A 22558-nucleotide genomic window follows, 5' to 3' on the forward strand; every position below is an offset into this window, starting at 1 on the left:
TCAGTTGAACTTCGCGGCCCGCTTCATCAGCTTCTCGGCGTCGGGCTCGGCGGGGTTGGCCGGCGTGCCCGGGTGGATGGCCAGGGCCGGGCACTTCTCCGCCGCCCGCACCAGGTCCTTGTACGACGCCCCCTTGGGATCCGTCACCACCGCCTGCTTGTCGTCATTGTAGGCAAAGGCCCCCGGGGCGATCTGCAGGCACTCATCGCAGGCGGTGCATTCGTTGCTCTCCACCCATACCGGCTCGTACTCCCAGTCGGCCCCGCCGTTGCCGGCGGACGCCTCCGGTGCGGCCGGGGGCGTGGCGCCAGGCGCGGGTGCCGGGGCGGCCTGCCCCTCCAGGGCGGTGGCCAGCTGCCCGGCCCCCTCGCCGCTGGCCAGGGACAGCAGGGCATGGGAGAGGCGTTGGGCCATCTCGCTGCGGGTCTGCGCCGCCACGGCCTCGGCATCCACCACCTGGTGATCCAGACCCAGCAGGCCCTTGAGCTGGTGCCAGAAGTCGCGCCGCTCCTCGGTGGAACGCACGATCTCCTCGGAGACCAGGACACGGCCCAGACGGTTCCTGCCGTCCACGGTCCAGATATAGGGGTAGCGGCCCTCGCGCTCATCCTCGGACAGCTCCAGGAATTCCGGCAGCGGGATCATGTCCTCGTTCCAGGTCTCCTGGGGCGCCTTGCGGAAGTGCTTGCGGAAGCGGCCCTCCGTCAGGGCGAAGTCGGCGAAGGTCATGGGCAGTTCCATGGTGGCCTCGTTGCCGTCCTCGTCCTGGTACTTCAGGGTGTAGCTGGGCCAGTCCTGCTCCAGGGACGGATTGCCCTCCAGGTCACAGCACTCGCGGAAGGTCACGCCCCGGTCCGGGTTGTAGCGGAACAGCGGATAGGCGCGGGACTCCACGGCCAGCCTGGACTGGGCGAAGGCCACGTCGTCCCCCACCCCGTGTTCCGGCGGGCACACGGCATAGACGTTGAACAGGGCCGGACGGCGGGCGTTGAGGCCCTCGATGAAGCTCTCCAGCAGGTGCGTGACATTGGAGATGGCCCCCTGCATCACGTAGCTGGTGCGGTGGGCCAGGCCGATGAGGCTGATCTCCTTGCGGATCTCCTCCTTGCCCTTCCAGGCCTTGCCGTAGGGGGCCATATCCGACACCTGGCTGATGAAGCCGGAGGTGCAGGCCTGGCCGCCGGTGTTGGAATACACCTGGGTGTCCAGCACCAGCACCTTGATGGGCATGCCGGACATGAGGGCACGGGACAGGTTCTGGAAGCCGATGTCGTACATGGCGCCGTCCCCGCCCACGCTCACCACCGGCGGGCACAGGGCGAATTCCTCGTCGCTGAACTGTTCCCAGTTGAACTGGGCGAAGAAGGCCTCGTGTTCCACCGGGTCGTACTTGCCGGCCAGCTCCAGTTCCGCCTGGCGGATGGCCTTGAAGCCCTCGGCCATCTTGGCCATGTGCCCCTCGAACAGGCCCATGGCCATGGAGGGGCTGTCCTGGAACAGGTGGCTGGCCCAGGGGAACGGATAGGGGCTGTAGGGGAAGGTGCCGCCCCACACGGAGGTGCAGCCGGTGGCGTTGACCATGCCCAGGTCGCTGCGGCCGCGGCCCGTGGGACCCTCCACATAGCGCCAGCGCAGATCCTTGAGCTGGGCGAGCACGCCGCTCACCCACTGCAGCCAGTCGGGGTCCACGGTGGTGGTGCCGGTGGAATCCAGGGCCTCGGACAGCCGTGACAGGGTCAGATCCCTGTCGCTGTGCTGGCCGATCACCTGATTCACGGCATTCACGTCCGACAGGTCCATGCCCTCGGCCAGCTTCAGGCGCACGTGCTGTTCCAGGCGGGCGATGAGGTCGTCCAGCTTCTTCACCTGGGCCTTGACCCGCGGCTGCATCAGGGCCGTGACCGTGCCGGTGAACAGGTGGATGGCGGTCTTCTCGCCGCAGCCCAGGCAAGCCCCGTCGCCGCAGTTCACGGAGTTGTAGACCCGCTTGTCCATGAGCAGGGTCTCCAGGGCGCCGATGCCCTCATCCAGATCATCGATGCGGTTGTACTGGGGGTTGGTGGTGGGCAGATCCAGCCAGAAGTCCCAGTTGCGGCGCAGGGTGTCCACCGCCTCGGGGGTCTGGGTCACCGCCTTGAGGGCACCCTCCTCGCAGATCTCCACGCACTCCATGCAGCCCTTGCAGGTATAGGGGTTGATGGTGAGGGAGAACAGGCCGCCGCTGCCCTTGGAACGCTTCTCCAGGGCGGTGAAGTAGGGCTTGGTGACGGCGAACTGGAAGTCGCCGATGGCCTCCCGCAGCCAGCCCAGTTCCTCCTGCAGGCGGGCCCGGTCCTCATCGCTCTGGCTGCCCTCGGCCAGCAGGCGGTCGATGGCGGCATCCAGTTCGGCGCCCACATCCGCCTCCTCGCCGGCCTCCAGCAGGCCCTGGCGCAGGCGTTTTTCCAGATCCCGCACGGCGCGGCGCAGCAGGCGCGTGGGCCGGCCGCCGGTCTCGATGCGGCGCACGGCGGTGTCGAAGACCTCGCCGATGGAGTTGGCCAGGCCGGGGATGGCGCTGTCCGGGCATACGGTGTAGCAGTCGCCGCAGGCGGTGCACCGGGCCGGATCCCAGGCCGGGTATTCGAAGCGGATCTGGGTCATGTCCCGGTAGATGCCCGTGGAGGCGGGGATCAGGGAGCGGGCGATGAAGGGATCCGCCAGGTTGTCGTTGCCCTGGCCGGAGAGATAGAAGCTGCCGGTCTGTTCCCAGAAGCGGTGGATGTCGGCGCTGGGGGAATGGGACTGGGGCAGGCGCTTGAGCATCACCGGCATCTCGGGGACGCGATGGCTCTGCACGGCGCCGGCCGCCTCCTGGGTGACCACCTTGTCGGTGATCTCGGTGATCTCGTCAAAGCCGCGGCGCACCACCCGCAGGTTGTCCTCCACCACGCGCTCGCCCTTGCTGCCGAACTTCTCCTGCAGCTGCTGGCGGATGGCCTTGAACAGGGTCTCCTCGTCCAGGCCGCGGCGCTCCATCACCGGCGAGGCGGCGAAGAAGGCCCCCTGGAAGGCGATGCCCTGCATGCGGAACTGCAGATCGGCGTTGGAGGCCTCGTCCCGGGCGATGCGGAAGGCGTCCAGATAGAAGACGCGGATCTCATGCTCGATGATGTAGCGCTGCGCCCAGGCCGGGAAGCTGCGCCACACCGCCTCGGCCTCCTCCAGATTGGACTGGATGATGAAGAATCCACCCTGCTTCAGCCCCGCCAGGGGGTTGGAGTGGTCGAATACATTGGGGTCCGGGGACAGCACCACGTCCACGGTCTTGAGCTCACTGCTCACCCGGATGGGTTCGGGGGCGGCGGCCAGGTAATAGGTGGTGGGCTGGCCCTTCTTCTCGGAGCCGTACTTGGGGTTGGCCTTGATATGGAAGTCCAGCAGATCGAACAGGGTCATGGCCAGGTTCTTGCCCGTGGTCATGGCCCCCCAGCCGCCCACGGAGTGCAGACGCACGGCGATGGCCCCCTCGGGCATCAGGCTCGGGTTCTCCGAACCGCGCAGGGCCAGCTCCCGCACCCGCGGGTAGGCCTCCACCACCGACTGCTGGTGCAGTTCCTGCTTGGGACTGGCGGCCTCGTCGCGCACGAAGTCCACGGACAGGTAGAAGAAGGTGCGCTGGGCCCCGTCGGGAAGCATGTTCTCCACGGCGGCGATCAGCCCCTCGGGCTGCAGATCCCGGGAACCCAGGCCGTAGGCGCCGGAGTAGAGGCGCGGGATGTCGCCGTTGCGATCGAAGGCCGGGTAATCGGCATAGGGCATCACCTTGCCCGCCAGGCCGTTCTCGATGGCCTTGCCCACGGCGGCGCGGGTCTCGCGCATCAGCGGCAGGTCCTCCGCCAGGGGCTGGTCGGTGCGCTCCAGCACGGCCACTCCCTTGCGCCCCTTGAGCAGGGCGGCCAGGGCGGCCCCGGGGAAGGGACGGAACATGGTCAGGTTCACCACACCCACCTTGAGGTTGCGGGTGGCGCGCAGGTGATCGGCCACGGCCTCGGAGGTGGCCACCATGCTGCCCTGCCCCAGGATCAGGTATTCGGCATCCTCGGTGCGGTAGCCGGAGACACGGCCATAGCGCCGGCCGGTGAGTTCATAGAACTCCTCCATGCACTGGTCCGTCAGCTCGGCCACGTGGTCGAAGAAATAGGGACGCTGGGCCGCCACCTGCTGCATGTAGGCATCCTGGTTCTGGGAGGAACCGGAGAGCATGGGCTCGTCCACGTCCCAGATGGCGGGGATGCGGCGGCGCTTCTCGCCGAAGATCAGGCGCTGGGCCGGCGTGGGGCAGTCGATGGTGTCATCGGGGCGTCCCAGGTACTCGGCGATGAGCTCCCGCTCGGGCACCTTCAGGGATTCGATGAGGTGGGTGGTGAGGAAGCCGTCCTGGGCGACGATCCCCGGGGTGAGGGACAGCTCCGCCACCTTGTGGGCGATGAGGTTCAGGTCCGCCGCCTCCTGGGCGCTCTTGGCGAACACCTGGAAGAAGCCGGTGTCGTCCACGCAGTGGTAGTCATCATGGGAGGCGTGCACGTTCAGCGCCGCCTTGGTGATGGCGCGGCAGCCGATGTTGAGGATATAGGGCAGGCGCTTGCCCGCGGCCGCGTACAGGGATTCGTGCATGAAGGCCACGCCCTGGGCGGAGGAGAAGTTGATGGCACGCATGCCGGTCATGGACAGGCCGGCGGTGACGGCGGCGGCGGCGTGTTCCGATTCGGGCTCGATGAACACCAGCGAGCGGCCGGAGATGTTCACGTGGCCCTTGGAGACCTCCTCGGCCCACATCTCCCCCATCTGCGTGGAGGGGGTGATGGGATAGGCCCCGGCCGCATCCGATGCCTCGCGTTCGCAGTGGATCACCGCGGTGTTCCCGTCCATGGCGGCGCGGATGCCCTTGTACTGGAAGTCCTGGGACGACTTGCTGCGTTTGAAGATCATGGTCACTCTCCTGCCAGCCCGCGGGCCGTCGTGTTTTCAGTAATCCGGTATGCGTGCCTTCCATGCGGGAATGCCAAGGGGCCGCCCGGGCCTGGAGGCCGGCCGGCGTCGCCCCGCGCGCGCCGCGTCATACGCGGGGCAGGGGCTCCATGCGTGGCAGCGGTTCCTTGCGGGTGACTTTGCGGGCGCCCGAACCCTTGCGGGGCTCCTTCCCTTCCAGCCAGACGATGGCCCCGGTGGGGCAGCGCTGGATGGCCACCGGGGAGGCCAGGGCGTTCTTTTCGTAGTCGATCACGGCCAGGTGATTCTCGATGCGGATCAGCCCCTCGGGGGCGTCCATGGCGCAGCGGCCGCAGCCGGTGCACACCACCTGGCACTGGGCCATGGCCTCGTCCTGGGGATCCTGGTTGCGGCAGGCCACCCAGAGGCGGTGGCTCTCCGGCTGCAGGCTGAACAGGTCCTTGGGGCAGACCTCGACGCAGTCGCCGCAGCCGGTGCACTTGTCCACGTCCACCACCGGCAGGCCGTAGCGGTTCAGATGGATGGCGTCGAAGGAACACACCTGCTCGCAGTCCCCCAGCCCCAGGCAGCCCCAGGTGCAGCCCTTGCCTCCGCCGGACACCAGGGCGGCGGCGCGGCAGGACTTGAGCCCCTGGTAGCGGGCCCGGGTGGCGGCCACGTGGGATCCCCCGGCACAGGCCAGGCGGGCGATCCTGCGCTCCTGACTGCCCACGGACACCCCCAGGAAATCGGCGATCTTCTGGTTCATCTCCGCCGAGTTCACCGTGCACTGCGCCGGCTGGGCGCGCCCGGCCACCAGGGCCTCGGCAAAGGCACGGCACCCCGCCTCACCGCAGGCCCCGCAGTTGGTACGGGGCAGCATGTCTTCCAGCTGATCGATGCGGGGATCCTCGAAGACATACAGCCGCCGGTTGGCAAACGCCAGTACACCGGCCAGGAGCACGCCCAGAGAGGCCATGAACCCGCCCGCCAGCGCGATTTGAAGGGTAGAGGAAGTCACGGTGCCGTTTTGCCCTAACAGAACACTCACTTTTTGTGCAGTGAACAATTGATGACAAAACCTACCCCGCGCTCGTCATGGGGTCAACCCATGGAACCCCCGGAAAAGAAGAAAAAAGCTTATTTCGGTATGATATTGATGAATATCAAGCGGAAACGGACACCCATCGGGTCCCGGCGGGGCACGCCCCACCCCCCGGCAAGGCAGTGCCCCCCCCTCCTGGAGTGAGGCAGGGGTGATATGAAGGGAATATGGGGGACTACAGCCGTTTCAGGCAGTCCAGATAGGCCTGTTCATCCGGTGCCCCTCCCTGGCGCTGGGCCTCCCACAGGGCCGTGCCCAGGCATTCCATCATGGCATGTTCCGCCCCATGGGGCCCCATGCGCAGGGCCAGGGCGCGATGCACCGCGGCGATGCCCGCCGGCCGGTCCATGGCCACCTGGTCCCGCAGGGCCAGGTGCATGCCCATATGCAGGAAGGGATTGTCGACACCTTCCGCGATATGGAACTCCGCCCCGCGGGCGGCGCCCGCATCCTCCAGGAGCCCGTGATATTCCGGGTGCTCCCGCACCAGCTCCGCGATCTGCCGCTCCAGGGGCTCCAGGGGCTCCCCGGCCCGCCATTTGCGCCAGGCCTGGCAATACATGGCCCGCAACTGCTCACGCCCCTGATCGGCAAACATGGCCCACCCCTCGATGCGATGTCGCGCCCCCGGCGCCGGACCGGCCAGTGTATCACCCTTGATCCCGCCTCCCTGCCCCGCCGATCATGGGTTCATGCGGGCCCTGTGGCCCGCCCCGCCGAGGAGACCGCCATGGAACTGCCCCCCCTGGAGATCCGGCTGCCGGACTGGCTCGAGGCCCGCATGGCCCACGACTTCCCGCCCATGCCCGGGACCCGGGAACAGATGACCTTCGCCATCGCCCTGGCCCGGGACAACGTGAACCAGGGCACCGGCGGCCCCTTCGGCGCGGCTGTCTTCGATGCCGACGGCCGGCTGGTGGCCCCGGGGGTGAATCTGGTGCTGCACCTGAACTGCGCCCTGCTGCACGCCGAGATGGTGGCCATGGCCCTGGCCCAGAGGCGCCTGGGCCGCCACGACCTGAGCGACGGTGGCCGGCTGGAGTACACCCTGGTCTCCTCGGCGGAGCCCTGTGCCATGTGCCTCGGGGCCATCCCCTGGTCCGGGGTCAGCCGCTTCGTCTGCGGCGCCCGGGACAGCGACGTGCGCCGCATCGGCTTCGACGAGGGCAGCAAGCCCCGGCCGTGGACCCACGGCCTCACCCGCCGCGGTATCCACGTGGAGCGGGACGTGCTGCGGGGGCCGGCGCGGGAGGTGCTGCAGGCCTACGCCGACTCCGGCGGCGCCATCTACTGATGCCATGCCAGTAATGGCGTGGATCTGCCCCGGATGACAGACCACCCCCGGATCGGGACAATACCCGCCCCCGGTCGGCCCATGGCAGGACCGGCCACCCCTACCCCATCCGACCCCCTGCGGACCGCCCATGAAGAGCCTCGTCAAGCCCCTCCTCCTCCTGGCCCTGCTGGCCCTGGCCGGCTGGATGTTCTACTCCCCCTATCACACGGTGGACCGCATCCGCGAGGCCGCCCAGGCCGAGGACACCGGGACGGTGGCCCGCTACACCGATCTCCCGGCCCTGCGGGCAGACGTGCGCCAGACCCTGAGGGCCACCATGGAGCAGGAATTGTCCGCTGCGGCGGGGGAGCATCCCTTCGCCGCCATGGGCCTGGCCCTGGCGGACGCCCTGCTCAAACCCCTGGTGGATGCCATGATCTCCCCGGAAGCCCTCACCCGCATCTGGCAGGGCTACCTGCCCAGAACCCCGGGGGAAGAGGAGAGCGAGGTGACCATGAAACGGCGGGAGAACACCCGTGTGGACCTGGGCTACGAGGCCTATGACCGCTTCGTGGTGACCATCGCCGACCGCAACGCCCCCGGGGAAAAGGTGCAGCTGGTCTTCACCCGCCGCAACCTCATCTTCTGGAAGCTCACCGGCCTGCGCCTGCCCCTGTAACCGGGGACCGGCCGCCCTCCCGGGGCGGAGGATACCCGGCGCTTCCTCCCTCAAGTTTCCTCGACGCCGATCGATACACCCGATAAACTAATTGCAGTGCGTCATTAATAAATTTTATAGCCTTCGCTTCCCCTGTTCCCCTGTTCCCCTGTTCCATATCCCGGGCTCGCTCGTCCCAGAAGGGTTCGCTGATGTTCGACCGACTCCGAATGACCCCCAAGCTGCTGACCCTGTTCGGCATCCCCATGGGCATCGCCTTTCTGGTGGCGGCCTCCCTGATCGTCAGCCAGACCAGCCACCGGATGGTGGACCTGATGCAGGACAAGGCCCGGAATCAGGCCAGCGCGGGGGCGGAAAAGGTGGGATGGTGGCTGGAGTCACACATGAATGTGGTACGTACCCTGGCCCAAACCCGGGTGATGAGTTCGGGCAATACCGAAAGCATCTCGGGCGTACTCCAGCACTTTGGCCAGCACATGAGCGATGAATACGAGGTCTTGTTCTTCACCGACACAGAAGGGGAGGCCTACTATCACAATGAACATCGCTCCAATCTGGCGGATCGCGCCTATTTCCAGCGCATCGTCCAGGATCAGAGCGTCCGCTCTGTCGTCACCAACCCGGTCTACTCCCGCAGCACGGGCAACCCCATCACCGTCCTGGCCCATGGCGTGGAGAATAGGCGCGGGGACGTGATCGGCTTGGTGGCCGCCACGGTCACCCTGGATACCCTATCGCGCATCGTGGAACGGGCCATCGATGAACCAGGCGCCATCGCCTGGGCCCTGGATTCCAACGGCATGACCATTGCCCATCCGGACCCGGACCGGCGCATGTCAGAGAACGCCCTGGAAGCGGCCAATGAAGGATATGCAGCCCTGGCCCGGCGCATGGTGGCCGGGGAGCAGGGTATGGGGGAATATGTGGATGGCCAGGGGCGCGCCTTTCATTTGACCTATCAGCCGGTCCCCAATACCCCTGGATGGTCCCTGGCCGTCGCCATCCCCACAGACAACCTGCTGGCCGCCGCCCGCGAGATGCAGGCGAGCCTGGTGATGGTGTTCGGGATCACCCTGCTGATCCTGACCGGCATCATCGTGGTGGTCTCACGCATGATCGTGCGGCCGGTGAAAGAGACGCGCCATGCGCTGGACCGCATTGCCGCCGGGGATGGGGACCTGACCCAGCGGCTCGATGAGGATCGCCACGACGAGTTCGGGGATCTGGCCCGCAGCTTCAACATCTTCGCCGACGGCGTACACACCCTGGTGAGACAGGTCTCGGAGGCCGCCAATCAACTCTCCGCGGCGGCGGAGGAACTGGCCGTATCCAGCCGCCACTCCAGCGAGCAGGTGCAACAGCAGCAAGCGGAGACCGAGCAGGTGGCCACGGCCATGACCCAGATGGCCACCACCGTGAACCAGGTCGCCGGCAATGCCAGTCAGGCGGCTGAGGCCGCGAACACCTCCAATCAAGCGGCGCAATCCGGGGCCCAGGTGGTGCAGTTCACCGCCACGGAGGTGGGGGACCTGGCCGATGAGGTGCAAAATGCCGTTACAGTGATCCATCGCCTGCGCGGGGATGCCGAAGGCATTGGCACGGTGCTGGAGGTCATCCGGGACATCGCCGACCAGACCAATCTCCTGGCCCTCAATGCCGCCATCGAAGCCGCAAGGGCAGGGGAAACAGGCCGTGGTTTTGCCGTGGTCGCAGACGAAGTGCGCAGCCTGGCCACCCGTACCCAGACCTCAACCCAGGAGATCCGGGATCTCATCGAGAAACTGCAGACCGCCTCCCACGAGGCCGTCCAGGTCATGGACGCAGGTCACCACAAGGCCACCCAGGGCGTTGCCTCCGCCGAACGGGCCGCCAAGGCCCTGGAGGAGATCACTGATGGCATCCGCACCATCAACGACATGAACACCCAGATCGCCAGCGCAGCCGAAGAGCAGTCCGCCGTGGCCGAGGACGTCAACCGTTCCCTGATGCAGATCAGCAATGGCGTCGAACAGGCCGCCAGCGGCTCCTCGCAGATTGCCTCGGCCAGCGACGAGCTGGCCCGGCTGGCGGCGGAACTGCAGGACCGTGTGGGGCGGTTCAAGGTGTGAATTTGCTAAAGCCACAATCACGGGATTAAAGGGGACGGGCCAGGCCCCTTCACGACGCAGAGACCTCCTCCTGGCCCTGGCCGGCTGGATGTTCTACTCCCCCTATCACACGGTGGACCGCATCCGCGAGGCCGCCCAGGCCGAGGACACCGGGACGGTGGCCCGCTACACCGATCTCCCGGCCCTGCGGGCAGACATGCGCCAGACCCTGAGGGCCACCATGGAGCAGGAATTGTCCGCTGCGGCAGGGGAGCATCCCTTCGCCGCCATGGGCCTGGCCCTGGCGGACGCCCTGCTCAAACCCCTGGTGGATGCCATGATCTCCCCGGAAGCCCTCACCCGCATCTGGCAGGGCTACCTGCCCAGAACCCCGGGGGAAGAGGAGAGCGAGGTGACCATGAAACGGCGGGAGAACACCCGTGTGGACCTGGGCTACGAGGCCTATGACCGCTTCGTGGTGACCATCGCCGACCGCAACGCCCCCGGGGAAAAGGTGCAGCTGGTCTTCACCCGCCGCAACCTCATCTTCTGGAAGCTCACCGGCCTGCGCCTGCCCCTGTGAGCCCCGGCGGGGCCTCATCCGCCAAAGGGCACCCGCATGCTGACCCGGATCTCCCGTCCGGGGCTCAGGGCATAGCCCTTATAGGTGTCGAGAAAGTCGCGGTATTCGCGATCCAGCAGATTGCGCACCGCCAGTTCCAGTTGCACGGGGCGTGCCCCGAAGCCATGAAAGGCCAGGCCGGCGCCGAGATCGGCCAGGGTGTAGGCCTCGGTGGAGGCCGTACCAAAGGGCAGGTCATCGAACTGGGCGAAGGGTTCCCCCGGGGCCGCATCCTTGGCGGCACTGTGGCGCAGCCCCAGGCGTAGCCAGGGGTCCAGCCCCCGGGAGGGGAAACGGTAGGTGACCTCCAGGCGGAGGGTATCCGCAGGCAGCATGGGCAGGTCATGACCGGTGCGCTGGTTGGTCCCCCGCACCCCCTCCAGGCTACCCGCCCATTCCATCCGATCCGTGGCCTGCCAGCGGACCTCCACCTCCACCCCCTCGAGCACGGCATTGTCCTGCTGGTAGGCGAACACGGGCAGCCCCTGACGCTGCGTCCCGGTATCCTGCAGATAGATGTAGTGGCGGATGTCATTGCGGTAGAGGGTGGCGCTGGCCGCCAGGCCCGGGGCGTTCCAGCGCAGGGCGAGATCCAGATTCAGGGCACGCTCCGGCTCCAGATCGGGATTGCCCTGCTGCACGGCGGCCACGCCCCCGTGCACACCATCGGCATAGCGCTCGAACAGCCCCGGAGCCCGGAACCCCCGGCCGGCATTGGCTGCCAGGGCAAGCCGGTCACTGAGGCGGTACACCACCCCCAGTGCGCCGGTGAAGACCCGGTGATCGTGGGCATCCCGCCCGGAGAAATCCACCGGGGCCGCAGTTCGATGGGCGTCCCCGACGACGCGATGCCAGTCGTGGCGCAGGCCAGCCTGCAGGGTCAGGTCGCCCACATCCCGGGTCTCAAAGGCGAACAGGGCCAGATTGCTCACCTCCCCGCCCGGCGCCAGCACCGTGCTCCCCCGGGAATGCTGGACCTGGTCCGTGTACTCCATCCCCAGCGTGCCGCCATCAAAGGGCCCCAGGGGACCATGCAGGGCCTCCATGCGCGCGGTGTAGACATCGGTCTCCAGATGGATCGTACCGTCATAGCCATCGCCCCGCGGACGGCCGGGGCGATTGGCGCGGCGCAGATTGTTCTGCCAGGACAGGGTGGGCCGCAGCTCCCACCCGGCCGCAAGGGGCATATGCCCGCTCAATTGCAGCTCGTCGTTGCGCAGCCAGATGCCGATGCCGTCCCCATTGGGCAGGAGAAAATCGTTCTCCCCGTCCCACTGGGTGTAGCGCAGGCCGTAGGTCCCCAGGTCGGTGCGCAGTTGGGCACCGACCTGGCCATTGAGTTGTTGAAAGCCGGTGTGGGGCAGGGTCCCCGTAAAGCGGGGATCATCGGCGTCCCCGGAGACCGCGGCGGGGGTCGCCCGCGGGGTCTCCAGAAGGCCCGCGCTGCGCCGCATGATCCCGGCCATGAGGCTGAACCGGTCGCTACCGGCCCGGGCCCGCAGCCCCGTATCCCGCTGCCCGTTGTGGTCGTGGTGGGCGATGAGGGCCTCTCCATCCATCGCCATCTCCCCCGGAGGGGCATAGAGAAACGCCGGGGCCTGCACATCGATGGCGCCACCCAGGGCGCCCGAGCCATGGAGCAGGCTGGAGGCCCCCCGCACCACCTCGATGCGCCCGGCCAGGAAGGGGTCGATGCCGGGGGGATGCCGCTGCCCGTATTGTTGATACTCCACCCCGATGCCGTTGGACAGGATACGGATGCGGTCCCCGCTCAATCCCCGGATCACCGGTCGCCCCACCTGGGTACCGGCCGTCACCGAGGACACCCCGGGCAGGGCCTCCAGGGTCTCGCCCAGGGTGAAGCGCCCGCGGCGCTGCAACGCCTCCCCGGTGAGCACGTCCACATCCGCCGCCTGCAGCATGGGCGCCCCCGGCAGCGGCACCCCGGCAGTCACTTCCACGGGAGGCAGTTCGATTTCGGCAGCGCCCCCGGAGGCGCTGGCCTCCGGGGGGACGGTGCCAGCGCCCCCAGCGCACATCCCCACTGCAAGAAGGGGCAACGGTCTCATCCAGTTCATGGCAAGCTCCCGGATTGGCATGGAATACAGTTCATGCAATGTTATAACGTATTTAATTTTCATGCCAATAACATGGAAATACCCGCCGGGTTCCGCTCACCCGGGGCCGGCGGTATGCTGAAGGGACCGACTTCACCCGGTCAGCGAAGCGCGGCTCCGGGAAGTCGGGAACCGGCTCAGCCTTCGGCCCCCTTCACGACGCAGAGACCTCGTGCCGGCCCGGATCTTTCGCCCGCCGTCCCGCCTTCCCCCCCTGGAGGCGGTCCCAGGCAGTGCCGGCAAGGCCCATACCGGCCCCCACCATGGCCATGTAGATCTCATCCACACCGGCGCGGCGCAGCGGGTCCTCCTCATCCTCGTACATGATCTGGGCAATGATGAGCCCGGAGAATCCCCTGCGGCGCAGTCTGCGGGCGGCGATCTGCTTGCCCTCGAAGTCCGGGGTGGCCAGGATCACGGCGCGGATGCCGTCCAGATCCACCCCGTTCCAGAAACAGATATCCTCGGCGTCGGCATAGACCACGTGCCGGCCCTGCTTCTGGTGTTCGGCCACCTTGGCGGTATCGGCATCCACCCCGGCCACCCGGGCGCCGTTACGGATAAGGACGTTGAAGGCGGCCGTGCCGGTGCGCCCCATACCAACAACCAAAAGTTCCGCATCCCCCAGGGAGACCGGCTGTTCGTCGGGGTGCCGGCTGCGACGCTCGAAACGGCGCAGCCGGGATTCAAAACGGTCAAACAGGGTGTGGGAAACCCGGTTCAGGGGGGCGGACAGGACGAAACTGAAGGTCACCGCCAGGGCCAGGGGCACGAGCCAGTCCTGGAGCAAGGCGGCGGCCACGATGAGACCGAACTCGCTGTAGCTGCTCAGGCTCAGGGCCGCCAGGAAGGCGTTGCGCGCCCGCAGACCGAACGCCAGCAGCAGGAAGAAGAACAGGGCTCCCTTGACGGGCAGCAGCAGGGCGAGGCCGAGGCCGAACAGGGCCGCCTGCAGATCCGGCAGACCCGACATGCCGATCTGCAGGAAGAACCCCACGAGAAAGAGCTCCTTGAGGCCCCAGAGGGCGTTGGAGATCTCCTGGGCACGGACATGCCCGGAGAGCATCACCCCCATGGCCAGGGCCCCCACCTCGGGGCTCAGACCAAAGAGATCGAACCCCCATCCCCCCACGACAATAGCCAGTACCACCCCCATGACCACGACCAACTCGTCGTGACCGGCCAGATCCAAAAGCCAGTGGAGCACGGGCCGCAGTAGCGGCAGGGCAAGGAGCAGCAGGGCCCAGGGGGAGGGTTCGTGCCCGCCGGCCACGGCCAGCACCAACAGGGCCAGCAGGTCCTGGATGATGAGGATGCCGATGGCCATGCGGCCGTGAAAGGCCCGCAGTTCCCGTTTCGCCTCCAGCACCTTGGCCGCCAGCACGGTGCTGGAGAAGGCCAGGGCGACGGCCAGGAGCAGGGCCGTCTCCCCACCGGGGATCAGGGCGGGCAGGGCCAGGAAGACCCCCAGGAACACCCCCACCGAGAGCAGGAAATGCAGCAGGGCCCCGCCCAGCACCGCCCGCTCCACGAGGTTGCGCAGCTTGAGCTTGAGGCCCACGGTGAACAGGAGCAGCAACACCCCCAGGTGGGCCACGTGATCCAGGACCTCCCCCGTCTGATGGGGCAGCCCCAGGGTGGGTCCGAAATAGTTCAGGGCAAAGCCGGCGGCGAGAAAGCCCACCAGCGGTGGCAATCCCACCAGGCGCACCAGCATGCCAAAAAGAAAAGCGAACGACAGGGAAAGGACTTCAATCAAGACACGTTCCTTCTGATATCGGGGTCGACACCAACGATCCGGCCATGGGGAGCGGATGCACCGCTGACACAGTGCAAGGCTCCCGCGATTCCATTACGCCCGTACTGGCGAATACTGCTACCCTTAGTGGGCCTTATTCCGTCCTGAACGGGCCGGTGGCACCCGGCATCCGGTGATGTGGCGCCAGCCCCGGCCCGTGTGAACGAGCATGACATCCACAAGACCAAGGGAGCACACATGAGCACCGACTACCCGACCGTTGAAGTGGCCTCCGGGCTGCCGCGCCATTCCTATGCCCTCCGGGTGCTGCACTGGCTCATCGCCGTCCTGCTGGTATTCGCCCTGATCGGCGGCTTCACCCTGGGCATCCTGGGCCAGGAGCAGCTCACGGCACTGGTGGGGGCCGATCTCGCCGGCACCGCCTTCATGGCCCACAAGACCCTGGGCATCTCCATCCTGCTCCTGATGCTGGTGCGCCTGGTGGTACGGCTCTCCCAGCGCACCCCGGAATACGCCATCTCCCCGACGCGCATGCAGCGCGCCCTGGGCGGCCTGGTGCACTTCCTGTTGTATGTCCTGGTGATTGCCATGCCCATCGTCGGCTGGCTGGGCACGGCCGCGGCGGGGGCCCCGGTGAACTTCTTCACCTGGGAACTGCCCGGCTTCCTCGCCGAGGACCCCGCCCTGGCGGAGAACCTGTTCCTGGCCCACATGGCCCTGGGGGTGGCGATCGCCGTCCTGATCGTCCTCCACACCGCCGCCGGCCTGTACCACTACCGCGTGCGCCAGGACTGGGTGATGAAGCGCATCAGTCTGTTCCGCTAAGTACGGCGGACGCCATCGGGGGGCCCTTGTCCCCCGATCCACGCGCCGCTGGCGGCGCGTGGGGCCTTGCGCCTCAATTGGAACCGTCGGGAAGATCCGCGGGCGGCATTTCCGCCCATTCCATCCCCCCCGCCTCCAGGGCCTGAAGCAGGCGCTGCATGGCACCGGCCACGGCATCCGCCGGTCCCTTCACCCCGAGTTCCACCTCGCGGCACCCGGCCCGGGTGGACGGCAGACTGGAGACCCGGATCTCCGGGAAGGCCTCCATCAGCGATTCCATCACCGGAACCAGTTCCGACTCGGGGGTCCCGTGGACCCGCACGAGGCGCAGGACGCTGGGCATGCGGTGGAACAGATGCGGGTAGTGGGTATCCAGGACCCACTCCACCATGGGCCAGGCCATGTTAGGGAACCCCGGCACACAATGGTGATGACGCCAGCTGAAACCCGGCACGCGGTTGACCGGGTTGGGGATCAGTTCCGCCCCCTGGGGCAGGTGGGCCATGCGGATGCGGTGGGGATAGGCCGCCGCCCCGAAGCGTTCCTCCAGGAGGGCCACGGCCCCGGGGTGAGGGGTCAGGGGCACACCCGCCGCCTGCGCCAGGCACTGCCGGGTACGGTCGTCGGGGGTGGCGCCGATGCCACCAAAGCTGAACACCACCGCCTCCTCCAGGGCCAGGGTCTGGCGCAGGTTGTCCGTCAGCAGGTGGGCGTCGTCCCCCACGAAACGCACGAAGGAGAGCTCCAGGCCGCGCAGGGCCAGGGCCTCGATGAGGAAGGCCATGTGCCTGTCCCGGCGCCTGCCGGACAGGAGTTCATCACCGATGATCAGGGCGCCGATCAATTCTTCGCGCCCATGGCCAGGGCACGGGCGCGGGCCAGCTCACCGGCCTCCCTCAGGGCCTCGGCATCGTAGTTCTCGTCGGCCTCGGGCCACCCCTGCACGTGACGCAGGATGAGTTCCGCCAGGGCATCGGCGTGGTCCTCCCGGGTGTTGAGGGCGGGGATATAGCTGAACCGCTCCCCGCCGGCCTCCAGGAAGGCCTCGCGGCTCTCGTCGGCGATCTCCTCCAGGGTCTCCAGGCAGTCGGCGGAGAAGCCGGGGCAGACCACATCCAGGGACTTCACCCCCCGGGCGGGCAGGCCCTGGATGGTCTCCAGGGTGTAGGGGGTGAGCCACTGCTGCTTGCCAAAACGGGACTGGAAGGTTACCTCCCAGCGGTCCTCCGGCAGATCCAGGTGCTCCGCCACCAGGCGGGCGGTGGTCTGGCAGTAGCAGTGGTAGGGATCCCCCTGATCCAGGTAGCTCCTGGGGATGCCATGGAAGGAAAACAGCAGGTGATCCCCGCGGCCGTGCTCGGCCCAGTGCTCGCGGATGCTGGCGGCCAGGGCCTCGATATAGGCGGGTTCGCTGTGGTAACCGGTGACAAAACGCGTCTCCGGCACCCAGCGCCAGCGGCTCAGCGCATGGGAGACGGCATCGAAGGTGGACCCGGTGGTGGAGGCGGCGTACTGGGGGTAGAGGGGGAGGATCAGCAGGCGCCGCGCACCGGCCCGGCGCAGCTCCTCCAGGCCGGCGGCGATGGAGGGATTGCCGTAGCGCATGGCCACGGCCACCTTCACCGGGCCGTACATGCGCCGGGCGATCCGCTCGGCCACGGCCTGGCCCTGGGCACGGGTGATGCTCAGCAGCGGCGAGCCCTGCTCGCCCCAGATGCGGGCGTACTTGGCCGCGCTCTTGCGCGGGCGGGTATTGAGGATGACGCCGTGCAGCAGCAGCCACCACAGCACCCGGGGGAACTCCACCACCCGCGGATCCCAGAGGAACTCCTTGAGATAGCGCCTGAGGGCCTGGGGTGTGGGCGCGTCGGGTGTGCCCAGGTTGCTGATCAGGATCCCCAGGGTCTGCGGACTCCCATGACGATAATCCGGCTCGCCGATATAGCTCATTGCGTGTTCTTTTTCCGGGTGTGTAGTCCGCCCCGGGGGATCCGCGACATCCCCGCCGGTACGCGTCCCGGACCATGCGGGCGCGGGGGCTTCTGTGTAGAGCTCGACCGCCATATCCAATCTTCCCCATTGGGCGCAAGCGTGACTGTAAACCGATGGGCCTGGATTCACCAGGGTTGACGGGTGCGCGGACCGCATCCCTGCGCCATGGAACGGTCCCGGGAAGAACGCGCCGCAGGGTGCGTTCGGGACGATGCCCGGGGATCTCGCGGCATTCCCCCCGGCCCTGCCCCGCCAGGGCCGCAGGCTACCCGGCCCTGATCCCCGCAGCCGATCGCGCCGCGCCCGTTTACTGCAGCGGACGCCGCCTCAGCGGGCTGGAGCGCGGGAAATGGGCCTGCAGGAACTCCATCTGATCCGCCAGGACACGACGCCCCTGCAGGTAGATGTATTCGGCATGGGTGGGCACAAAGGGCACGGCCAGCAACTGCATGCCCGCCTGTTCCGGGGTGTGGCCCGCCTTGTGGTTGTTGCAGCGCTTGCAGGCGGTGACCACGTTGACCCAGTGATCCGCCCCGCCCTGGCTCAGGGGGGTGACGTGATCCCGGGACAGGTCGTGGGGCCGGAAACGCTCGCCGCAGTAGAGGCAGAGGAAGGCGTCGCGCCGGAACAGGGCCGCGTTGTTCAGGGGGGGGACATAGGCGCCGTGGATGGCCTTGTTGGTGCCATGGGTGGCGAGGATGGAGTTCACCTCCACCACGCTGCGCCGGCCGGTGCGGGCATTGACGCCGCCATGCACGCGATAGAGCACCGAGCCGCAGGCATAGGCCACCTGCCCGGCGTGGTAGAGCCGCACGGCCTGCTGATAGTTGATCCATTCCATCGGCATGCCCGAGGCATCGGTGCGCAGCACCTGCTGTGTGAGCTCGTACACCCCTCGTTCCCCCGAAGGTGATACCGACACCTCTTGACTCTGCCCCAATCCCGGCAAGAAAGCAATTATCAAGCCGCGAGCCGCCCTCGCCGTGGCCTCCCCGTGGCTCTGCATCCCCCCACCACGGGGGGATTTCCCGTCCATGTTCAAAGCCTTTGGAATTTCCGCTACCATGCCCAGCTTTACACGGCCACCACCCCTGCACGGGCAGACGGAGTACAGCCATGCCGATCAAACTTGCCATACCGAAAGAGACCGCCCGCGGCGAGCGGAGGGTCGCCCTGGATCCCTCGGTGGCGGCCCGGTTCGCCCAGACGGGCATCGAGGTACTTCTCCAGAAGGGAGCGGGCAGCGAGGCCCACTTCCCGGACGAGGCCTACACCGAGGCCCGCGTGGTGGACGACGCCAAGACGGCCTTCGGCGAGGCGGACATCGTGGTGAAGGTGGCCCCCCCCACGGTGGAAGAGATCAACCAGATGAAGGACGGGGCCCTGATGGCGGGGTTCTTCCACGCCCACAAGCATCCCGATGTGGTCCAGGCCCTGCAGAAGAAGAAGATCACCGCCTTCGCCATGGAACTGATCCCGCGCATCTCCCGCGCCCAGAGCATGGATGCCCTCTCCTCCCAGGCGGCGGTGGGCGGCTACAAGGCCGCGCTCATGGGGGCCGACCTGTCCTGCCGCTTCTTCCCCATGCTCACCACCGCCGCCGGCACCATCCGCCCCGCCAAGGTGATGGTCATCGGCGCCGGCGTGGCGGGGCTGCAGGCCATCGCCACCGCCCGCCGCCTGGGGGCCCTGGTGGAGGCCTATGACGTGCGCTCCGCCACCCGGGAACAGGTGGAATCCCTGGGGGCCCGCTTCATCGACCTGGGCGTGCAGGCCGAGGGCGAGGGGGGCTATGCCCGCGAGCTCACCGACGAGGAGAAGGCACAGCAGCAGGAGGCCCTGGCCCGGCATGTAGCCCAGGCGGACGTGCTCATCACCACCGCCGCCGTGCCCGGACGCCAGGCGCCGGTGCTCATCCCCCAGAAGATGGTCTCGGGCATGAAGCCCGGGGCGGTGATCATCGACCTGGCGGCGGAGAGCGGCGGCAACTGCGAGCTCACCAAGCCGGGCAAGACGGTCACCCGCGGCGGCGTGACCATCCACGGCCCCGAGAACGTGGCCAGCCAGGTGGCCCTGCACGCCAGCGAGATGTACGCCAAGAATCTGTTCAATTTCCTCACCCCCATGCTGCCCGAGGGCCGGCTGGAGCTGAACTGGGACGATGAGGTCATCGCCCAGAGCTGCCTCACCCACGAAGGGGCCATCCGGCACGAGGCGACCCGCAGCCTGATCGAAGGAGCCAAGTCATGATCGAGGGTTTTGTCGCACTCTACATCTTCATGCTCGCGGCCTTCACCGGCTACGAGGTGATCTCCAAGGTGCCGGTGATCCTGCACACGCCGCTCATGTCCGGCTCCAACTTCGTCCACGGCATCGTCCTGGTGGGCACCATGGTGGCCCTGGGCCATGCCGAGACCGGGATGCAGCAGCTGGTGGGCTTCGTCGCCGTGATCCTGGCGGCGGGCAACGCCGTGGGCGGGTATGTGGTGACCGAACGCATGCTCGAGATGTTCAAGAGCAGCAAGGGGAATCAGTAAATGAGCTTCATCATCAATCTCGCCTACTTCGCGGCGGCGGTGCTGTTCATCGTCGGCCTCAAGCAGATGGCCTCCCCGGTCACCGCCCGGCGCGGCATCGTCTGGGCCGGCTGGGGCATGGTGCTGGCCACCGTGGTCACCTTCCTGCACCCCGAGGTGGTGGGCTTTGTCAATTACCTGCTCATCCTCCTGGGGATCGGCATCGGCGGCGGCGTGGCCTGGTACACGGGCAAGCGGGTGGCCATGACCGACATGCCGCAGATGATCGCCCTGTACAACGGCATGGGGGGCGGCGCCGCCGCCGGCATCGGCATCGTGGCCCTGATGCAGGCCGACACCCTGGCCTGGACCACGCAGTTCATCGCCGTGCTGGGGATCATCATCGGCTCGGTGGCCTTCTCCGGATCGCTGGTGGCCTTCGCCAAGCTCCAGGGCCTGCTGAAGAAATCCATCCGCTTTGACCGCCAGCAGAAGATCAACCTGGGGGTCCTGGGGGGCACGCTGCTGCTGGGCCTGATCATCGCCTTCAGCGGCAGCCAGGTGAACGGCACCCTGCTCCTGCTGTTCGTGCTCCTGGCCCTGGCCTTCGGCGTGCTCATGACCATCCCCATCGGCGGCGCCGACATGCCGGTGATCATCTCCCTGTACAACGCCCTCACCGGCCTGGCCGTGGGCTTCAAGGGGCTGGTACTGGACAACGCCGCGCTGATGATCGCCGGGGTGGTGGTGGGCTCCGCCGGCACCCTGCTCACCCAGCTCATGGCCAAGGCCATGAACCGGCCCCTGTCCAACGTGCTGTTCTCCCAGTTCGGCGAGACCGCCACCGAGGAACAGGGTGAGGTCACCGGCACCCTCAAGCCCATCGAGTCCTCCGACGCCGGCATCATGATGGCTTACGCCAACAAGGTGATCATCGTCCCCGGCTACGGCATGGCGGTGGCCCAGGCGCAGCACAAAATCTGGGAGCTCACCCAGCGCCTGCAGGAACGGGGCGTGGACGTGAAGTTCGCCATCCACCCGGTGGCGGGGCGCATGCCCGGGCACATGAACGTGCTCCTGGCCGAGGCCGGTGTGCCCTACGATCTCATCTACGACCTGGACGAGATCAACACCGAGTTCAAGACGGCGGACGTGGCCGTAGTCATCGGGGCCAACGACGTGGTCAACCCCGTGGCCCGCAGCAACCCGGAAAGCCCCATCTACGGTATGCCCATCCTCAACGTGGACGAGGCGAAGAACGTCATCGTCATCAAACGGGGCAAGGGGGCCGGCTTCTCCGGGGTGGAGAACCATCTCTTTTACGCCGACAACACGCGCATGCTCTACGGCGACGGCCAGAAGGTGGCCGGGGAACTGGTGGCGGCGGTCAAGGAACTGGGCTGACTCCACCCTGCCCCTGCCATTCCGAAGGACGCAGCGCCCGGGTTCATCCCGGGCGCTTTGCGTTGGGCGGCCCCCTTGGCGTGCAGAACCCCAGGAAGGGGGCCACGGCCAAAGCATCCCGCCACACGACTGGATCGGGGTTCCGTGTCGCCCGTGGCGGGTGTGCGCCGCAGGGAAGCGGCGCGCAAGCCTACAGGGAGGTATACACGGCGTCCCGCCACGGGCGACACGGAACCCCCACCCCCGAAGACAGCACTAGATCCGGGAGGGCGCCCGATGGGTCATCCCCTCCAGGTTCTCCCGCGCCAGGCGCTGCCCCAGCTCGATCACCGGCCGCGCACGGTGGAACTCGTGGATCATGCACACATTCTTGGGCACGCTGATCACCAGATCGGGCCGGAACACCGCCAGGTGCTGACGGGTGATGGCCGCCTGCATGGTATCCAGGGAGCGCATGAGCACCTCCGACAGGGCCATGCCCTCCGCCGCCCGGGGGGTGCTCTCCCCACCCAGGGACTCCACATACCCCCGCATCCGCTCCAGCAGACCCAGACGGTCTTCATCCCCCTCCCCTTCCCCTGGGTCGGCCTCCACCCCGTCCTCCGTATCCGGCGCCGGACCGTTCACATCCACCACGATGGTGAGATCCGTGAAGGTGCGCAGCGTCGGCGCCACGGGCACGGGGTTGAGCAGCCCGCCGTCCACCAGGGTGCGCCCCTGGTAGCGGTGGGGTGTGAACACCGCCGGGATGGCGATGGAGGCGCGGATGGCATCGAACAGCGAGCCCTCACTCATCCACACCTCCCGGCCCCGCTCGATATCCACCGCCACGGCGGTGAAATGGATGGGCAGCTGCTCGATATCCCGTTCCCCCACCAAGTCGCGAAGCTTGCGGATCAGTTTGTCGCCCCGGATCAGGCCGCCTCCGGCGAAGCTCCAATCCAGCAGACCGAGCACATCCGACTGGCTCAGGCCCTGCACCCATTCGGCATAGGTCTCCAGCTCCCCAAGGGCATAGATCCCGCCCACCAGCGCCCCCATGGAACTCCCGGAGATGGCGCGCACCTCGTAGCCCCGGACCTCCAGTTCACGGATCACGCCAATGTGGGCCAGCCCCCGGGCACCCCCGGAACCCAGTACCAGGGACACGGTGCGCGCCTGGGCGCGTACGGGGGCCTTATTCCGTTTTTTCATCAAGGACACCT

At 67.5% G+C, this 22558-nt stretch carries 17 protein-coding genes; 8 read left to right on the plus strand and 9 right to left on the minus strand.

Going from position 1 to position 22558, the window contains the following annotated elements:
• The 3 genes from CKO33_RS08800 to CKO33_RS08810 all read right to left on the minus strand — a co-directional run bounded on the left by CKO33_RS08800 (window position 1) and on the right by CKO33_RS08810 (window position 6674).
• Window positions 1-4971 carry a 2-oxoacid:acceptor oxidoreductase family protein gene (locus CKO33_RS08800; RefSeq protein WP_200181592.1) on the minus strand — a complete coding sequence of 1657 codons (4971 nt, stop codon included), beginning with the start codon at window positions 4969-4971 and terminating at the stop codon, window positions 1-3.
• A gap of 127 nt (window positions 4972-5098) precedes the next feature.
• Window positions 5099-5950: an RnfABCDGE type electron transport complex subunit B gene (locus CKO33_RS08805; RefSeq protein ID WP_200181594.1), complete on the minus strand. Its 852-nt coding sequence runs from the start codon at window positions 5948-5950 to the stop codon at window positions 5099-5101.
• A gap of 301 nt (window positions 5951-6251) precedes the next feature.
• A complete protein-coding gene (locus CKO33_RS08810; RefSeq protein WP_200181596.1) occupies window positions 6252-6674 on the minus strand; it encodes a DUF1841 family protein in 423 nt (140 codons plus the stop codon).
• Window positions 6675-6806: 132 nt separating this feature from the next.
• On the opposite strand from CKO33_RS08810, the gene CKO33_RS08815 reads away from it, so the two are divergent.
• The 4 genes from CKO33_RS08815 (at window position 6807) to CKO33_RS08830 (ending at window position 10701) form a co-directional block, all read left to right on the plus strand.
• Window positions 6807-7370, plus strand: coding sequence for a nucleoside deaminase (locus CKO33_RS08815; RefSeq protein ID WP_200181597.1), 564 nt, complete (start codon window positions 6807-6809; stop codon window positions 7368-7370).
• A gap of 130 nt (window positions 7371-7500) precedes the next feature.
• Window positions 7501-8031 (plus strand): DUF2939 domain-containing protein, encoded by a 531-nt coding sequence (locus CKO33_RS08820; RefSeq protein ID WP_200181599.1) that lies wholly within the window; start codon window positions 7501-7503, stop codon window positions 8029-8031.
• 191 nt (window positions 8032-8222) lie between these two features.
• On the plus strand, window positions 8223-10139 hold the full coding sequence (locus CKO33_RS08825) for a methyl-accepting chemotaxis protein (RefSeq protein WP_200181601.1): 1917 nt from the start codon (window positions 8223-8225) through the stop codon (window positions 10137-10139).
• Window positions 10030-10701 carry a DUF2939 domain-containing protein gene (locus CKO33_RS08830; protein WP_274600750.1) on the plus strand — a complete coding sequence of 224 codons (672 nt, stop codon included), beginning with the start codon at window positions 10030-10032 and terminating at the stop codon, window positions 10699-10701. The genes CKO33_RS08825 and CKO33_RS08830 overlap by 110 nt, the downstream gene beginning before the upstream one ends.
• A 14-nt stretch (window positions 10702-10715) precedes the next feature.
• Here the strand turns inward: CKO33_RS08830 and CKO33_RS08835 are convergent, their stop codons facing one another.
• Window positions 10716-12701, minus strand: coding sequence for a TonB-dependent receptor (locus tag CKO33_RS08835; protein ID WP_338081756.1), 1986 nt, complete (start codon window positions 12699-12701; stop codon window positions 10716-10718).
• 310 nt (window positions 12702-13011) lie between these two features.
• On the minus strand, window positions 13012-14616 hold the full coding sequence (locus tag CKO33_RS08840) for a cation:proton antiporter domain-containing protein (RefSeq protein WP_200181606.1): 1605 nt from the start codon (window positions 14614-14616) through the stop codon (window positions 13012-13014).
• Window positions 14617-14853: 237 nt separating this feature from the next.
• On the opposite strand from CKO33_RS08840, the gene CKO33_RS08845 reads away from it, so the two are divergent.
• A complete protein-coding gene (locus tag CKO33_RS08845) occupies window positions 14854-15441 on the plus strand; it encodes a cytochrome b (protein ID WP_200181608.1) in 588 nt (195 codons plus the stop codon).
• A 73-nt stretch (window positions 15442-15514) separates the two neighbouring features.
• Here the strand turns inward: CKO33_RS08845 and CKO33_RS08850 are convergent, their stop codons facing one another.
• The 3 genes from CKO33_RS08850 to CKO33_RS08860 all read right to left on the minus strand — a co-directional run bounded on the left by CKO33_RS08850 (window position 15515) and on the right by CKO33_RS08860 (window position 18280).
• A complete protein-coding gene (locus CKO33_RS08850) occupies window positions 15515-16285 on the minus strand; it encodes a competence/damage-inducible protein A (protein WP_200181610.1) in 771 nt (256 codons plus the stop codon).
• Complete coding sequence (gene hemH / locus CKO33_RS08855) at window positions 16282-17391, minus strand: ferrochelatase (protein WP_200181612.1); 1110 nt, start codon at window positions 17389-17391, stop codon at window positions 16282-16284. The genes CKO33_RS08850 and hemH overlap by 4 nt, the downstream gene beginning before the upstream one ends.
• 349 nt (window positions 17392-17740) lie before the next feature.
• Complete coding sequence (locus CKO33_RS08860; protein ID WP_200181637.1) at window positions 17741-18280, minus strand: HNH endonuclease; 540 nt, start codon at window positions 18278-18280, stop codon at window positions 17741-17743.
• A gap of 269 nt (window positions 18281-18549) precedes the next feature.
• Between CKO33_RS08860 and CKO33_RS08865 the strand changes: the two genes are divergently transcribed.
• Genes CKO33_RS08865 through CKO33_RS08875 form a run of 3 tightly spaced genes read left to right on the plus strand, consistent with a single transcriptional unit; the run spans window position 18550 to window position 21353 of the window.
• The gene (locus tag CKO33_RS08865; protein ID WP_200181614.1) at window positions 18550-19683 is read left to right on the plus strand and encodes a Re/Si-specific NAD(P)(+) transhydrogenase subunit alpha; all 1134 of its coding nucleotides are present in this window, start codon (window positions 18550-18552) and stop codon (window positions 19681-19683) included.
• Window positions 19680-19970, plus strand: coding sequence for an NAD(P) transhydrogenase subunit alpha part 2 (locus CKO33_RS08870; RefSeq protein ID WP_090483375.1), 291 nt, complete (start codon window positions 19680-19682; stop codon window positions 19968-19970). Before CKO33_RS08865 ends, CKO33_RS08870 begins: the two co-directional genes overlap by 4 nt.
• The gene (locus CKO33_RS08875) at window positions 19971-21353 is read left to right on the plus strand and encodes an NAD(P)(+) transhydrogenase (Re/Si-specific) subunit beta (RefSeq protein WP_200181615.1); all 1383 of its coding nucleotides are present in this window, start codon (window positions 19971-19973) and stop codon (window positions 21351-21353) included.
• Window positions 21354-21608: 255 nt separating this feature from the next.
• Here CKO33_RS08875 and CKO33_RS08880 read toward each other — a convergent pair whose 3' ends face one another.
• Window positions 21609-22547: a patatin-like phospholipase family protein gene (locus CKO33_RS08880; protein ID WP_200181617.1), complete on the minus strand. Its 939-nt coding sequence runs from the start codon at window positions 22545-22547 to the stop codon at window positions 21609-21611.
• Window positions 22548-22558 lie beyond the last annotated feature (11 nt).

The organism is Ectothiorhodospira mobilis (genome assembly GCF_016584115.1).
GTDB lineage: Bacteria > Pseudomonadota > Gammaproteobacteria > Ectothiorhodospirales > Ectothiorhodospiraceae > Ectothiorhodospira > Ectothiorhodospira mobilis.

Coding starts and splice junctions, on each gene's coding strand:
- hemH (WP_200181612.1), bottom strand. CDS start 17,391: ATGAGCTATATCGGCGAGCCGGATTATCGTCATGGGAGTCCGCAGACC.
- CKO33_RS08810 (WP_200181596.1), bottom strand. CDS start 6,674: ATGTTTGCCGATCAGGGGCGTGAGCAGTTGCGGGCCATGTATTGCCAG.
- CKO33_RS08830 (WP_274600750.1), top strand. CDS start 10,030: ATGGCGTCGAACAGGCCGCCAGCGGCTCCTCGCAGATTGCCTCGGCCA.
- CKO33_RS08800 (WP_200181592.1), bottom strand. CDS start 4,971: ATGATCTTCAAACGCAGCAAGTCGTCCCAGGACTTCCAGTACAAGGGC.
- CKO33_RS08845 (WP_200181608.1), top strand. CDS start 14,854: ATGAGCACCGACTACCCGACCGTTGAAGTGGCCTCCGGGCTGCCGCGC.
- CKO33_RS08825 (WP_200181601.1), top strand. CDS start 8,223: ATGTTCGACCGACTCCGAATGACCCCCAAGCTGCTGACCCTGTTCGGC.
- CKO33_RS08880 (WP_200181617.1), bottom strand. CDS start 22,547: ATGAAAAAACGGAATAAGGCCCCCGTACGCGCCCAGGCGCGCACCGTG.
- CKO33_RS08805 (WP_200181594.1), bottom strand. CDS start 5,950: ATGGCCTCTCTGGGCGTGCTCCTGGCCGGTGTACTGGCGTTTGCCAAC.
- CKO33_RS08860 (WP_200181637.1), bottom strand. CDS start 18,280: ATGCCGATGGAATGGATCAACTATCAGCAGGCCGTGCGGCTCTACCAC.
- CKO33_RS08820 (WP_200181599.1), top strand. CDS start 7,501: ATGAAGAGCCTCGTCAAGCCCCTCCTCCTCCTGGCCCTGCTGGCCCTG.
- CKO33_RS08815 (WP_200181597.1), top strand. CDS start 6,807: ATGGAACTGCCCCCCCTGGAGATCCGGCTGCCGGACTGGCTCGAGGCC.
- CKO33_RS08865 (WP_200181614.1), top strand. CDS start 18,550: ATGCCGATCAAACTTGCCATACCGAAAGAGACCGCCCGCGGCGAGCGG.
- CKO33_RS08870 (WP_090483375.1), top strand. CDS start 19,680: ATGATCGAGGGTTTTGTCGCACTCTACATCTTCATGCTCGCGGCCTTC.
- CKO33_RS08875 (WP_200181615.1), top strand. CDS start 19,971: ATGAGCTTCATCATCAATCTCGCCTACTTCGCGGCGGCGGTGCTGTTC.